Here is a 14116-nt window from a genome sequence, read left to right as displayed (position 1 = left end):
TAAGTGGGAAGACTTTTAAAACCCGATTGTAAATTATGTAGAACTGAAAGAGTCAAGCTATTTTTAAAGGGTAAAAAATGTATCTCTGAAAAGTGCCCTTTAGAAAAGAGACCATATTCTCCTGGAGAGCATGGAAAATCAAGCAGAGCTAAAATTGCTGGATTCAGTATTCAGCTAAGAGAAAAACAAAAAGTAAAAAGATATTATGGTTTGTTAGAAAAACAATTTAAACTTTATTTTAAAAAATCGGATAAAATGAAAGGAATTACTGGAGAAAACCTTCTGAGTTTACTGGAACGAAGACTTGATAATGTTTTATACAGATTGGGATTTTCACTTTCTAGAGCTCATGCAAGACAGCTTATATCCCATGGATACATAAAAGTTAACGACGTTAAAGTTGATATACCTTCATATTTAACTAAAGAAGGCGATGTAATTTCCTTTAAAAATAAAATTTTTAAAAGTGAGATTTTAATAAACATGATAAAAAGTAATAAGGAAACTGTTAACATTCCATCATGGCTTGAAGCTGATTTTGAAAACTTAAGGGGTAAAATCATTCATTTACCCAAAAGAGAGGATGTATCTTTACCTGTTGAGGAGCATTTAGTAGTCGAGCTCTATTCAAGATAAAAGGAGGAATTTATGAATTTGATAGAATTTCAAAGACCGAGAAAATTAGAGGCTGATTATGATAAATTAACACATGCTTATGGTATTTTTTATGCTCAACCATTCGAGAGAGGATATGGGATAACAGTTGGAAATGCTCTAAGAAGAATTCTGTTATCTTCCATCGAGGGAGCAGCTATTACAGCCATTAGAATTGAGGGAGTGTTTCATGAGTTTTCTTCGATCAATGGAGTTTTGGAAGATGTTACAGAAATTATTTTAAATATTAAAAAAATCCCGCTGGTTTTGCACTCTGCTGAGCCTAAATTTATTTATATAGATGCTAAAGGAGAAAAGGAAGTTACTTCTGGAGACATTTTACCTAATCCTGATGTAGAAATTTTAGACAAGAATATTCATATTGCTACATTAGAAGATAACGTAAGATTAAAAATAGAAATGAAAGTAAAAAATTCAATAGGGTATGTTCCAGCTGAAAGGAATTACGATGAAGATCTTGCAATCGGATTTATACCTATAGATTCTGTTCATTCCCCAGTAAAAAAAGTAAACTTTAAAGTTGAGCCTGCAAGAATAGGAGGGAGAGCTGATTATGATAAATTAATATTGGAAATATGGACAAATGGTGCGATTAAACCTTATGATGCATTATCAAAAGCTGCAAAAATAATGAGAGATCATATGGCAATATTTTTAAGATTTCCTGACAAATTAGAGATAGTTCATGAGGCTCAAAGAAAAGAAGAGATTCCTTATATGGAATATATTGATACACTTCCAAAAGACATTGAAGAACTCGATCTTTCACCAAGATCGAACAATTGTCTTAGAACTGCAAAAATAAAAACAATCTATGAGCTGGTTCAAAAGGATGAAAAAACTTTACTTGAAACAAAAAATTTTGGAAGAAAATCTTTAAATGAGATAAAAGAAGCCCTTGAAAGTCAGGGGTTAGGATTGGGATTGACTTTTCATCCCAAATTAAAGGAAATAGTTGAGCAAAAGATTAAAGAGAAAAAAGATGAAAATAGAGAAGAGGAAGAATGAGACTTTCAGTAACGCATAAAAAGATAGGAAGAAAAACTGAACATCGTATTTCTCTATTGAGAAATTTAACCACTTCTTTATTCGAAAAGGAAAGAATTGTAACAACCCTTACAAAGGCTAAAACAGCAAGGCCATTCATAGAAAAAGCAATAACTTTAGGAAAGAAGAACACCCTTCACGCAAGAAGAACTGCTTTAAAATATGTATGTAAAAAAGAAGCTTTAAAAAAACTCTTTGATGAAATAGGTCCAAGATTCATAGAGAGACCAGGGGGATACACAAGGATAATTAAATTGGGAGAAAGAAAGGGCGATGGAGCGTCAATGGCAATTTTAGAACTCGTTGATTACGAATTTAAGAAAAAAGAAAAAAAGGTAAAGAAAAAAGGTAAATCTAAATAACCAAGACATTTCAATTATAAAAGAAGAGGATGGGATAAAAAATTTAAATCTGCTTTAAGTAGATTAAAGCATCTTCCAGAGGATTTGTATAATAGTTCTTTCTTATTCCAATTAGTTTAAACTCCATTTTTTCATAAAGCATAACAGCATTTTTATTTGATTTTCTCACCTCAAGGGAAATATATTTTGCTTTCCTTTTTTTGGAGATTGTAATCAATTTTTCTAAGATGAATTTTCCGATCCCCATTTTTCTGTAGTGTGGATGAATGGCTATATTTGTGATGTGAGATTCTTCTCCAATTATCCACATTATTGAATATCCAATTATTTTGTCTTCTTTCTCGATTATGATCGGATATGAAATTCCGCGGTTAACAAGTTCAAACAGAAAAGCATTTCTTGACCATGGATTAGAAAAGGATAAATTTTCGATTTCTAACACTTTATTCAGGTCTTCTTCTCTCATTCTTCTAATTTTTAATTCTTCCATATATCCTAGTGTCATGTCACTTAAATACCTTTCGTTATACTATTGTGACATGACACTTTCCCTATGGGGGCAAGCCCCCCTTAGACGCTTCGCTGAGCACCCCCCAGACATGGGGAAGATATCTTCCCCATACCCCTTCAGTGTGCTTTGATATAAATAATTTTTTCTTTGAAAAGTCATATGGCAAAGCACACTTAGTGTCGTGTCACTTAAATATCTCTTTGTTATACTCTTCTGTGACATGACACTTTCCCTATGGGGGCAAGCCCCCCTTAGACGCTTCGCTCCCCAGGCTGGGGAAGATATCTTCCCCATACCCCTTCAGTGTGCTTAAGGAGAATTTCTTTGTTTGTAAAGATATTCATGGGACTGCACACTAGAAAGCTCTGCATCCGATGCTCTGATATAAAATGGCTTTAATTCAAATGATTTAATTCCATTTCCTCCAGAAAGAATTCTATGGCCGATAATACCTATCTCATTAGAAATAAAGTTACTTCTTGGAGGAAAATGAGCGTTCTTTCCAAATATACTTTTTATCTTATCTCTCCATATCTCAGCTCCATTTCCAATGAATGAAATAGTTACATTCAGGGGAAGCATACTCAAAAATGAATCAGGCATGTATGCATTTTTAGGAATTATTTCTTCTGGCAAATTGTTATTAAAATTCATCAAGCATCCATAAAGCTCACCTTTTCTTGCGTCAATGATCGGGCAGATCAAATTATTTTTCTGATCGATTAATTTATATGTGAGAGCATCCAATGATGTAACCGGGGCAATCTTTTTGTTGGAGGCATAAGCAAGGGCTTTAATAACGCTTAATCCGGTTCTGATCCCGGTAAATGAACCGGGTCCGATACAAACTGAATATCCATCCAAATCTTTTAATGAAATTCTGATATTTTTCAGTAATAAATCAACCATGTTTAACACTATCTCTGAATGGGCGATATCCAAGCAAAAGTTCAATTCGACCGTAATGTTTTCATCTCTAAGAATTGATATAGAGCCCGACTTTGTTGAGGTGTCCAACGAAAGCGTAATCACAAGAGAATTTTATCTTTTAGGGGATATTTTTTCAACAACGGATTTAACAAAAAACTTTCTATACGTTTATTGACATGTATGAGTATAATATGGTAGTTAAATAAAAGAGGAAAATATTTCACTTAATGGTAGAATTAACAGTACCCCCTGAGGTAACAAGGTTATTTACTGGAACGCTTGATAAAAATTTAAAAAAACTCCAAGAAAGGCTGGGAATAAAACTATCGTTAAGAGGAGATAAAATATTTATCGATGGAGACGAGGAAAAAATAAAGTTTGCAAATCACTATTTCAATCAAATATTTTCCCTTATTAATAGAGGTTATAGATTAACTGCAGAAGATTTACAAATAGCACTTGATCTATTCGAAGAAGATAAATCCAATCAACTTAGAGATTATTTCTCAGGTGAGAATTTATTACCTTCGATAAGAAAATTTGTCTCCCCAAAAAGCTTAAATCAAAGAAGATATATAGAAGCAATAAAGAAATATGGCATAGTTTTTGCAATAGGACCGGCTGGAACAGGAAAGACGTATTTAGCCATGGCTTCAGCTTTATCTTCACTGAATAATAAAGAAGTCGAGAGAATTATTCTCACCAGGCCCGCTGTTGAAGCAGGAGAAAAACTCGGTTTTTTGCCCGGAGATATATATCAAAAAGTAAACCCCTATCTGAGACCTCTTTATGATGCTTTATTTGATTTGACTCATGCTGAGAAGGCAAACAACCTGATTGACAAGGGAATAATTGAAATAGCACCCTTAGCATATATGAGAGGAAGAACTCTCAATGATTCTTTTATAATTCTCGATGAGGCCCAGAATACTACACCAGAACAGATGAAAATGTTCCTCACGAGAATAGGGTTTAATTCAAAAGCAGTAATAACCGGGGATATAACTCAGATAGACATTCCGAATCCAAAATCTTCAGGAATGCTCGATGCTATAAGACTTTTATCTTCCATCAAAGGAATAGCGTTTATCTACTTTAACGAAAAGGATGTTGTAAGACACCCTCTGATTCTTGAAATAATCAAATCTTATGAAAAAGACGGTAAAAAAAGAAAATGATAAAAATCAAAAAAGAGGAAATTCTTAATTATCCAAATAAACTCAAAGAAAAAAAAACTAAATCTAAGTTTCTTTTTTATTTGAAAATTATATTATTTATTTCTTTAATTTCCTTCTTCTTAACTTTTACAATAATTCCAAAAAGAACGACGGCTCTTCCTGTACTGAAGAAAGGAGAGATAGCAGAATTTGATGTAGTATGCCCTGTTGATATTACTATCGAAGACAGAATTTCCACAGAAAATAAAAAAAGGGAGGCATATAATTCAGTTCCTCCTGTGTATAATCTTGATAAAAATGTCTTTGCAAATCTAAAGAAAAATGTAAATGAACTTTTTCTAAGGTGCAGAGAAGAGTTAAATAAGAAAGAAAAGTTAAATAAAAATCAAATGCTGGAAGAGATAAAACAAAAATGTATTTCTATTTATAATTTTGATATTCCAAAAGAATCGATAACCTTTCTTATCAAAAATAATTTCAATGAAAATATAGAATCACTTTTATTAAATATGTTGGAAGAACTATATTCAAAAGGAATCTTATTGAATAAAATATCCAATGATATAAAAAATAATGAATTTATTATAATTGAATCAGATGGAAAGGAGAAAACTTTAAAATTAGATGATACTTATGATATTTTAGAAGCAAAAAATACCATCAATCGAAAAATTCTTTCCATGGGACTGAGCTCTGAAGAAAAAAGTAGTATTAGTGAAATGGTTAACTCTTTTTTGTATCCAAATTTAAGTTATAATTCTTTAGCCACTCTGTATAAAAAGGAAAAGGCTATGAGTGAGGTGAGCTCAGTTTTATTAAGTATAAAAAAAGGTAAGATATTGATAAGAAAAGGGGACGAAGTAAAAGAGGAATCTATAAATTTTATAAATTCAATAAATGAAAAAATAGAGAATACTTCTAACTGGTTTTATAATTTCAGCGGAAATTTTTTATTAATATTTTTATTCACTGGAATTATGATTAGAGCTTTGAGTTTAGCTGAATTCCCAAGCCTTACGAAAATAAATGCTATTTTGTTCTTTATGACTCAGTTTTTTGTAAATTTAGTCTTATTAAAGTTTTTCCTCTCCATATCTTTAGTTCTTGAAGGGAGATATGAGATATTTTTTCTGAGATACTCTGATGCATTTAAATATGCTTTTCCCTATTCTTTAGGAACTATAGTTACAGCCTTCCTTTCAAATTTTTTCATGGGTTTTATTTTCTCTTTGTTTCTAAGTATATTCGCAGGTATTTTACTCAAGGCAGATTTCTGGATTGTTATCTTTTCATTTCTTTCATCTTTTGCAGCTTTATTGGGAATTGAACACTATGGTAGAAGAAGAAGATCTTCGGTTATAAAAACATGTTTTATTTTAATTCTTCCGATTAATATATTATTGATAATTATTCTCCACATTATAGAAGGAAGTTTCTATTTTAACCAAAAATTACTATCTGAAATAACTATATGTTTATTCAATGTAACTTTTGTCTCAATCTTTGCTTCTTTTTTGTTGCCATTAATGGAAGGAGCGTTTGGAATAATTTCAGAGATTAAGCTTCTTGAATTAAGCGACTCTGATCTTCCAATTTTCAGGAGATTGGCTATTCAAGCTCCTGGAACATATCACCATTCTCTGATGGTTGCTTCTTTATCTGAGCAAGCAGCAAAGTCAATAAATCTTAATCCCCTTTTATTAAAAACAGTAGCTTTATACCATGATGTAGGAAAAATAGAAATGCCTGAATTATTTATTGAAAATCAACTAAATGTGTTTAACATTCATGAAAAAATATCTCCTGAAAAAAGTGTCTCAGTTATAGTCGGTCATGTGGAAAAAGGGGATGAAATACTAAAAAAACTGAGAATAATGCCAAAATTAAGAGAAATGATTAAACAACATCATGGAACCTCTCTGGTCAGATATTTTTTCCATAAAGCTAAAGAATCTCAAAATACAGATGATTTAAAAGTCCTGGAGAATAATTTTCGATATCCCGGACCAAAACCAGCAACAAAGGAAAGTGTCATTTTGATGTTAGCTGATTCAGTAGAGGCTGCATCAAAGAGCCTTAAAAATCCAACTCCAGAAATAATTGAAAATATAATTAATGAAATTTTTAATAAAATTATAGAAGACGGGCAGCTTGAGGAATGTGAAATTACATTAAAGGAACTTAATCAAATAGCAAGTTCTTTCTATAATTCCCTTGTAAATCTGTATCATCAAAGAATTCAATATCCAGATTTCAAGTTTCATCTAAAAGAAACAAAAAATAAAAAATAACTTATGAAAAAATAAGAATATATAATGTTAAATGTTAATAATTTCCAAAAAAAATACTGGCTTGACTCAGGAGAAATAAGGAAATTTGGTGAATTATTAGAAAAAAAACTGAATTTAAAAAATAAAATAATAAATATAATATTTACGAATAATATTGAGATAAAAAAATTGAACAAAGATTATTTAAAAAGGAATAGAACTACAGATGTTATAAGTTTTAAATTGAACGAAATTTTACCCGATGGAAACACATACTTGGGTGAAATTTATATTTCAGTTCCTTATGCCTTTTACTCAACACTAAAGAAGAAACACGGATTAGAAAAAGAATTAAAAATTCTTATAGTTCATGGTATTTTGCACCTTATTGGAATGGATCATCGAAATAAATCCAAGAGGATGATTAAAATTCAGAACGACCTTGTTGATTCCTTGAGCTGATATCTATGACTTCAAGCTCCATATCTACAGAAATTTCATTTATTTTTGTTTTTCTATTTTTTTTGTTTTTGCTCTTCAGGTTATCCCAAAGTGTTCTCATTCATAACAATGAGATCTCAATAATTAAGCGCTATAAAGCAAAGAATAAAGTAATCTCACCACATTTAATTGGCAATGTTAAACATCTTCTTTCTTTTATATTGGTGTTTAACAAACTAATTTTGATTAATTTGTTTATTATTGCTTATCTTATGTTACTAAAAAATTTATCTATTTTTGCAACACTCCTCCTTCTGGTTTCTTTCTATCTATTGATGTATGAATTAATTCCTTATTTAATATTAAAAATAGATATAAATAAACATTTCTGGATGTTTAATTTTTTAGTAAAATTTCCCTACTTTTTTCTTTACCCTTTTATCTTTATTCAAAAAAGATTTAAATTTTATAATAATCAACAAAGATATGGAAATAATGAAGCGGATATTTATATCCAATTTGGCGAAAGGGAAGGACTGATCGATGGCAAAAATAAACAATTTATTGAGATAATGCTTGAAATGAATAACCTGTTTGTTAAGGATGTAATGACTCCAAGAAATGAGATAAGTTGCATTGAGAGAAGTTCTACAATTGATGAAGTCATAAAAGTAATCATAAAAGAGAGGCATACAAAAATCCCAGTGTTCAAAGGAAATCTTGACCATGTGATTGGGTTAATTCTGGCAAAAGATATACTAAAATATATTAACGAAAGTAAATTGCAAAAAAGTATTGGTTCGTTGATAAAGCCTGTAATTTTTGTTCCAGAAACTATGAATATATTATCTCTTCTTGAAGAATTTAAACAGAAAAAACAAAAGATTGCAATGGTAATAGATGAATTTGGTGGAATCTCTGGCCTTGTTACTGAGAACGATGTATATGGAAGGATATTTGGAGAGATAAAAGATGAACATGATGAAGATGAACAGAAAATAATAGATGAAGGTAAAAGTTATCTTATAAAGGGAGATGTAAACCTTGACAAGATAGAGAATATTTTAAAAGTTGATTTTAAAGGTGAGAATTACACATCTCTGGGAGGGATGATAATTTACTATTTAGGAAGAATGCCAAGAAAGGATGAAATTGTAGAGATCGAAGGTATAAGAATTCAAATAGTAGAAATAAAAAAAGGTAGAATTGGCAGAATAAGAATTTTTAAAAAATGAACAGAATAAGCGCTATTATAACTATAATAGGAAGGCCAAATGTTGGAAAATCAACTCTTTTAAATAATATCATAGGAAAAAAGATGGCAATAGTCTCTGACAAGCCTCAAACTACAAGGGATCAAATAACAGCTATCAAGGAATATCAATGGGGAAAATTAATTTTCCTGGATAATCCTGGAATCCATAAACCACTTCATAAAATGAACGAGAAAATGATGGAGCTTGTATACTCATCGATTAAAACAAGTGATATTATCTGTTTAATGGTTGATGTAAGTGAAAAATATGGGAAGGGATATGAATTTTCTATTCAATTATTAAATTCCATATCAGTACCAAAATTCCTTCTGCTTAACAAAATTGATTTAATAAGAAAATCGGAAATTTTAAGAATAATAGATTTTTATAAGGATAAAGCTGATTTTCAAGAGATAATTCCAATCTCTGCTCTCAAGAGAGAAAATGTTGATGTATTGATTGATATGATAAAGAAGTATACTCTGGATAAATTAAAGGGGAAGGAAAAAATTGTAGTGCAAGACCAGAATGAGAAATTTTTCATATCTGAAATAATAAGAGAAAAGATACTGGAAAATGTTGAGGATGAGATACCCTATGTAGTAGCAGTTTATGTAAAAAATCTTCATAAGGAAGAAAAAATTATCTTTATAGAAGCTGGGATATTCGTGGAGAAAGAATCTCAGAAGTCTATATTGATCGGAAAAGGTGGAATTTTTTTAAAAAAAATAGGAACAGCTTCCAGACTTGAACTTGAATCAATATACAATAAAAAAATATTTCTGAAATTAGAGGTTGAAGTGAAAAAAAACTGGAGAGACTCGGTTCAGGTTTTAAGTCTCTTAGAATCTCAAAAAATTTGACATTTCAATTAAAGTTTAATAATAATTATTGAAATTTTAGGAGGAGAAGATGAAAAGATTAAAAAAGGTTCTTTTTTTTCTTTTAACAGGGTTTTTTCTGTTCAAGCTCTTTTCTTTCGGCTCAGGTTTTATGCTTTTTGAACATGGAACAAGAGCAAATGGGTTTGCTGGAGCATTTACAGCTCAGGCAAACGATGCTTCAGCAATTTTTTACAATCCAGCTGGAATTGCATTTCTCGATGGTTATCAACTTTATCTTGGTGCTACCTTTATAATTCCTAAAACAACCTTCTACGGAGCAAACCCTTTCCCTGGGTATGGAGTTACAGAAAAAATGGCTTCACAGCTCTTTTACCCACCAGGCTTTCATTTTGTAATGCCCATCGGAGAAAAATTAAGAATAGGCCTCGGACTATTTTCTCCCTTTGGCCTTGCTACAAAGTGGGACAACCCTGATAATTTTACAGGTAGATACATTTCCCAATATGTTGATCTGAAACATCTGGCACTATCACCAGTTGTCTCATACAAATTCTCTGATAAATTTGCCCTGGGAATTGGCCTTGATGTGAGAACTTCAGGTATAACTTTTGAAAAAAACATCCCTTTTTTCAACCCATTTACCTTTTCCGTGATAGACATTGCCCATGTAAAATTGAGTTCCGGTCTTACAAATTATGGAGTGGGATTTTCGTTTGGAGCGCTGTACAGGCCATCTGATAGGATAAACATAGGATTTTCTTACAGACACAAAGTAAAAGTGGATTTTGAAGGAGATGCTGAATTTATACAGAAATCTACTGGAAATCCAATCCTTGATAGCTTAATTGCCGCGAAATTGCCATTTGGAAAAACTTCTGTTAAAACATCTATTACTTTTCCCACAATTGTATCTCTGGGTTTTGCATCAAATTTTATCGAGAACTGGGTTTTCGAATTAGACTTAAACTGGACTGAATGGAGCACATATGACAGACTTTTTATTGAATTTCCTAAATATCCCGAATTAAACTCAGATAGTAAAAAATACTATGTAGATGTTTTTCACTTAAGATTGGGAGCTGAAAGAAAAATAGGAGAAAAAACCTCATTAAGATGTGGATATGTTTTTGATCCCTCCCCATCTTTACCAGAGTCGGTATCCACTCAGTTGCCTGATTCAGACAGGCATGGCTTTGCATTAGGCTTCAGCTATAACATTGGCAAAAATGTTTGGGCTGATTTTTCATACATATACCTTTTATTTGAGAAAAGGTCAACAGAAGGAAGAAATAGTGATGGATATGAAGGTGATTATAAGTCCTATGCAAATTTATTTGGCATAAGCATAGGGTATAAATTTTAATCATCCGAGGAGGAAAAATGAAAAGAATCATCTCTAAATTAATACTCTTTTTTATTTTATTTCTCCCCTTATTTCCAAGAGATTATAAAACCGAACTGAGAAATTATGTGGCTTTAGGAGACAGTCTCACAGCTGGCTTTCAAGATGGCGGTCTTGTTGTGGATTTTCAAATCGAAAGTTTTCCTGCTTTATTAGCCAAGCAGATTGGAATACCGGATTTTCAACAACCTTTAGTATCACAGCCGGGAATCCCACCCACCCTCCAACTCATTTCAATATTTCCACAAATTGTAATACTTCCCAAACCAGGATTGGGAAAACCCATAAACCTTACACTTCCAAGACCTTACAACAACATTGGCGTTCCTGGAGCGAGTGCTTATGACCTTTTATACAGGGTAACTGATTTTGGTGGCGCCCATGATTTAATTCTGAGAGGACTTGGAACCCAACTGCAACAGGCAATTTTTTTAAAACCGAACCTTATAACCTTATGGATAGGAAATAATGATGTCCTTAAAGCAGTTATGTCGGGAAGAGTGATCGAGGGAATAACATTAACACCTGTATCTACTTTTCAGCAATACTTTCAAGCAATTGTCAATGCGTTAAAAAGTTACACTACCGCAAAATTGATAACTGCAAATGTTCCTGATGTGACTTCAATCCCCTTTGTAACAACAGTGCCAATTTATGTTGTAAACCCGACTACTGGAAAGCCAGTTTTAACACCAGATGGAAAATACATTTATTTAATAGGACCTAAAGGCCCTCTCTCCCCTGGAGATTATGTTACTCTCTATGGTGCTGCGTACATAGCAAATAAAATCGGTATCCCCAAGGAGTTAGGTGGTACTGGAATACCCCTTCCAGATGGGGTTGTTTTAGATAAAGATGAAATATCAGCCATTCGAGATAGAGCGAATAAAATTAATGAGATTATTTCTTCCATCTCAAAGCAGAACGACTTTCCTGTGTTCGACATAAATGCTTTTCTCAAAAAAATTGGATCTGAAGGCTTTTATGTTGGAGGAGTTAAACTGACAACAGACTTCCTTACAGGTGGTCTTTTTAGCCTGGATGCAGTACACCCATCCTCCCTTGGCTATGGCATTCTTGCAAATGAGTTGATAAAAATTATAAATGAACATTATGAATATAATATTCCTCTTGTAAATCTGTATAATTTCATCGTAAAAGGAAGAAAAGCAAAAACTCAAACATACAGTATATTTCTTGGAGAAGATTTCAAAAAATTAATGCTTGGAGGAGACATAAAAGATAAACTAAAGGATAGAGATTAGTGGGGAAGTTCCTTCTCCCTATCCCTTCAGTGTGCGGTGATAGAGAATATATACTTTAAGAAGATAAGTGTGGAGACAACACACTGGAAAATTTGTTTATAAAAGATGAAAGTTGCTCTTATTGGAGCAGATGGACAGTTAGGGTCTGAAATAATTAGAGAAAATAAATCCTATGAGATAATTCCACTATACTATCCAAAATTTGATGTAACTAAATTTGAAGAAGTAAGAGAGTATTTTAAATCCTTAAGGCCTGATGCAGTAATAAATACAGCAGCCTTTCACAGAGTTGATGAATGTGAGGATTTTCCGGAAAAATCATTCTTTGTTAATTCCATCAGTGTTCGCAACCTGGCAATGATTTCAAATGAATTGGATTTCACCCTTGTTCATTTCAGCACAGATTATGTTTTTGATGGAGAAAAAAGATCCCCATATATAGAGGAGGATAATCCCAACCCTCTCAATGTCTACGGAACTTCGAAATTAGTCGGTGAAATATTTTTAAAAAATATCGGTAGAAAGTATTTTCTAATTAGAACATCGGGATTGTATGGTGTCTCTGGTTCAATTGAAAAAGGAGGAAATTTTGTTGAATTTATGGTGAAATTTGCAAAAGAAGGAAGAAAAATAAGGGTTGTAAGAGACCAGGTTTTAACGCCGACAAATGCAAGGGAACTTGCAATAAAAATCCTTAAATTGATTAATACCGATTTATATGGGGTCTTTCATATGACAAACGAGGGATACTGTTCCTGGTATGAATTCGCAGAAGAGATTTTTAATCTAATAAAAATGAAAGTTTATTTAGCTCCAGTAACATCAGAAGAGTATGGTGCAAAGGCTAAAAGGCCAAAATATTCTGTTCTTGAAAATAAGAATCTAAAAAATACAGACATTGAAGGCTTTTCTCACTGGAGAGAAGCACTCGAATCTTACTTGAAAGAAAAAAGATACATTTAACAAAAGATTTAGACTGTTGTCTGAAGGCAAACAATACAAAAAATAAAAGCTAAAAACTATGGAAAAAAGCAAAGTAGTTATAGAAAAATGTGAAAACTATAAGTATGATGAAGTGAGAAAGTCCATTGATAAAATATTTTCTGAATTTGAAGATTTGTCTCAAATAATAAAAAGAGGGGATAAAGTATTAATAAAACCAAATTTACTCTCTGCCCATCCACCGGAAGAAGCAGTTACCACACACCCGATAATAGTGGATATAATTCTGGAGAAGATTGTGAAGGAAGGAGGGATACCATTTATTGGAGACAGCCCTTCTATTGGAAATTTGATGGTGGTAGCCCAGAAAGCTGGGATAAAAAAAGTTGCAGATAAGTTCGGCATTCCTATAAAAGAATTTATCAGGGCAGTTGAAGTAGATAACAAGGAAGGGGAATTCAAGAAGCTGGAAATTGCTAAAGAAGCTATTGAAGTCGATAAGATAATTAATCTGGCAAAGCTGAAAACTCACACTCAAATGGTCCTGACTCTTGGAGTAAAAAATATGTTTGGAGTTGTACCAGGAAAGAGAAAAACTGAATGGCATCTTAGAGCTGGTACAAATAATAATTTTTTCGCGTCGGTTTTGTTAGATGTCTATAGAGCTACAAAACCTGTTTTTACTATTGTTGACGGAATAGTAGGAATGGATGGAGACGGTCCGGCAAATGGAAATGCGCGAAAAATAGGGCTGCTTTTTGGGGGCGAAGATGCAGTTTCAATAGATAAGGTAGTTTCTCATTTTATTGGTTTAAAAGATGAAGAGTTATTCATTTTAGAGGCGGCTAAAAAAATTAACTATGGCTGCATATTCCGATGAATCTGGCCACTGATTCTGATTGAAAGTGGCCACCTGTCGGAGCGAAGTGACGCTGAATTTTCATTATACCTCAGAGTGGCTGGATTGAGTCAAGGATGACTTTCTTTTCCTC

General features: G+C 32.3%; 14 protein-coding genes. 12 read left to right on the top strand and 2 right to left on the bottom strand.

What is annotated here, in order from left to right; genetic code table 11:
* The first annotated feature begins 3 nt into the window (after positions 1–3).
* Genes rpsD through rplQ form a run of 3 tightly spaced genes read left to right on the top strand, consistent with a single transcriptional unit; the run spans position 4 to position 2084 of the window.
* A complete protein-coding gene (gene rpsD, locus AB1410_05675) occupies positions 4–636 on the top strand; it encodes a 30S ribosomal protein S4 (GenBank protein ID MEW6456187.1) in 633 nt (210 codons plus the stop codon).
* Positions 637–648: 12 nt separating this feature from the next.
* Positions 649–1683: a DNA-directed RNA polymerase subunit alpha gene (locus AB1410_05670; protein MEW6456186.1), complete on the top strand. Its 1035-nt coding sequence runs from the start codon at positions 649–651 to the stop codon at positions 1681–1683.
* Positions 1680–2084 (top strand): 50S ribosomal protein L17, encoded by a 405-nt coding sequence (rplQ, locus tag AB1410_05665; protein MEW6456185.1) that lies wholly within the window; start codon positions 1680–1682, stop codon positions 2082–2084. Before AB1410_05670 ends, rplQ begins: the two co-directional genes overlap by 4 nt.
* A 43-nt stretch (positions 2085–2127) precedes the next feature.
* Here rplQ and rimI read toward each other — a convergent pair whose 3' ends face one another.
* Both rimI and tsaB read right to left on the bottom strand, forming a co-directional pair.
* Positions 2128–2574 carry a ribosomal protein S18-alanine N-acetyltransferase gene (gene rimI, locus AB1410_05660; GenBank protein MEW6456184.1) on the bottom strand — a complete coding sequence of 149 codons (447 nt, stop codon included), beginning with the start codon at positions 2572–2574 and terminating at the stop codon, positions 2128–2130.
* A 330-nt stretch (positions 2575–2904) separates the two neighbouring features.
* Positions 2905–3627, bottom strand: a complete 723-nt coding sequence (gene tsaB, locus AB1410_05655; GenBank protein ID MEW6456183.1) for a tRNA (adenosine(37)-N6)-threonylcarbamoyltransferase complex dimerization subunit type 1 TsaB — start codon at positions 3625–3627, stop codon at positions 2905–2907.
* Between the two features lie 125 nt (positions 3628–3752).
* Here tsaB and AB1410_05650 point away from each other — a divergent pair, with 125 nt between their 5' ends.
* The 9 genes from AB1410_05650 to AB1410_05610 all read left to right on the top strand — a co-directional run bounded on the left by AB1410_05650 (position 3753) and on the right by AB1410_05610 (position 14004).
* Positions 3753–4703 carry a PhoH family protein gene (locus AB1410_05650; protein MEW6456182.1) on the top strand — a complete coding sequence of 317 codons (951 nt, stop codon included), beginning with the start codon at positions 3753–3755 and terminating at the stop codon, positions 4701–4703.
* Complete coding sequence (locus AB1410_05645) at positions 4700–6994, top strand: HDIG domain-containing metalloprotein (GenBank protein MEW6456181.1); 2295 nt, start codon at positions 4700–4702, stop codon at positions 6992–6994. The genes AB1410_05650 and AB1410_05645 overlap by 4 nt, the downstream gene beginning before the upstream one ends.
* A gap of 24 nt (positions 6995–7018) precedes the next feature.
* Positions 7019–7435: an rRNA maturation RNase YbeY gene (gene ybeY / locus AB1410_05640; GenBank protein ID MEW6456180.1), complete on the top strand. Its 417-nt coding sequence runs from the start codon at positions 7019–7021 to the stop codon at positions 7433–7435.
* 221 nt (positions 7436–7656) lie between these two features.
* On the top strand, positions 7657–8649 hold the full coding sequence (locus AB1410_05635; protein MEW6456179.1) for a hemolysin family protein: 993 nt from the start codon (positions 7657–7659) through the stop codon (positions 8647–8649).
* A complete protein-coding gene (gene era / locus AB1410_05630) occupies positions 8646–9533 on the top strand; it encodes a GTPase Era (GenBank protein ID MEW6456178.1) in 888 nt (295 codons plus the stop codon). Before AB1410_05635 ends, era begins: the two co-directional genes overlap by 4 nt.
* 49 nt (positions 9534–9582) lie before the next feature.
* Positions 9583–10878, top strand: coding sequence for an OmpP1/FadL family transporter (locus tag AB1410_05625; GenBank protein MEW6456177.1), 1296 nt, complete (start codon positions 9583–9585; stop codon positions 10876–10878).
* Between the two features lie 17 nt (positions 10879–10895).
* Complete coding sequence (locus AB1410_05620) at positions 10896–12182, top strand: SGNH/GDSL hydrolase family protein (protein MEW6456176.1); 1287 nt, start codon at positions 10896–10898, stop codon at positions 12180–12182.
* A gap of 105 nt (positions 12183–12287) precedes the next feature.
* Complete coding sequence (gene rfbD / locus AB1410_05615) at positions 12288–13145, top strand: dTDP-4-dehydrorhamnose reductase (GenBank protein MEW6456175.1); 858 nt, start codon at positions 12288–12290, stop codon at positions 13143–13145.
* Between the two features lie 58 nt (positions 13146–13203).
* Positions 13204–14004: a DUF362 domain-containing protein gene (locus AB1410_05610; protein MEW6456174.1), complete on the top strand. Its 801-nt coding sequence runs from the start codon at positions 13204–13206 to the stop codon at positions 14002–14004.
* Positions 14005–14116: the final 112 nt, after the last annotated feature.

It is taken from the genome of Acidobacteriota bacterium, assembly GCA_040756905.1.
In the GTDB taxonomy this organism is placed as follows: Bacteria; Acidobacteriota; Aminicenantia; order JBFLYD01; family JBFLYD01; genus JBFLYD01.
The sequence above is the reverse complement of the archived record's forward strand: the minus strand, read 5'-3'. Positions and strand labels throughout refer to the sequence as shown.

Excerpts from the sequence above, each read along its gene's own strand:
- rfbD (MEW6456175.1), top strand. The coding sequence starts at position 12,288 with ATGAAAGTTGCTCTTATTGGAGCAGATGGACAGTTAGGGTCTGAAATA.
- AB1410_05620 (MEW6456176.1), top strand. The coding sequence starts at position 10,896 with ATGAAAAGAATCATCTCTAAATTAATACTCTTTTTTATTTTATTTCTC.
- AB1410_05610 (MEW6456174.1), top strand. The coding sequence starts at position 13,204 with ATGGAAAAAAGCAAAGTAGTTATAGAAAAATGTGAAAACTATAAGTAT.
- rimI (MEW6456184.1), bottom strand. The coding sequence starts at position 2,574 with ATGGAAGAATTAAAAATTAGAAGAATGAGAGAAGAAGACCTGAATAAA.
- ybeY (MEW6456180.1), top strand. The coding sequence starts at position 7,019 with ATGTTAAATGTTAATAATTTCCAAAAAAAATACTGGCTTGACTCAGGA.
- AB1410_05670 (MEW6456186.1), top strand. The coding sequence starts at position 649 with ATGAATTTGATAGAATTTCAAAGACCGAGAAAATTAGAGGCTGATTAT.
- AB1410_05645 (MEW6456181.1), top strand. The coding sequence starts at position 4,700 with ATGATAAAAATCAAAAAAGAGGAAATTCTTAATTATCCAAATAAACTC.
- AB1410_05625 (MEW6456177.1), top strand. The coding sequence starts at position 9,583 with ATGAAAAGATTAAAAAAGGTTCTTTTTTTTCTTTTAACAGGGTTTTTT.
- AB1410_05650 (MEW6456182.1), top strand. The coding sequence starts at position 3,753 with ATGGTAGAATTAACAGTACCCCCTGAGGTAACAAGGTTATTTACTGGA.
- rplQ (MEW6456185.1), top strand. The coding sequence starts at position 1,680 with ATGAGACTTTCAGTAACGCATAAAAAGATAGGAAGAAAAACTGAACAT.
- era (MEW6456178.1), top strand. The coding sequence starts at position 8,646 with ATGAACAGAATAAGCGCTATTATAACTATAATAGGAAGGCCAAATGTT.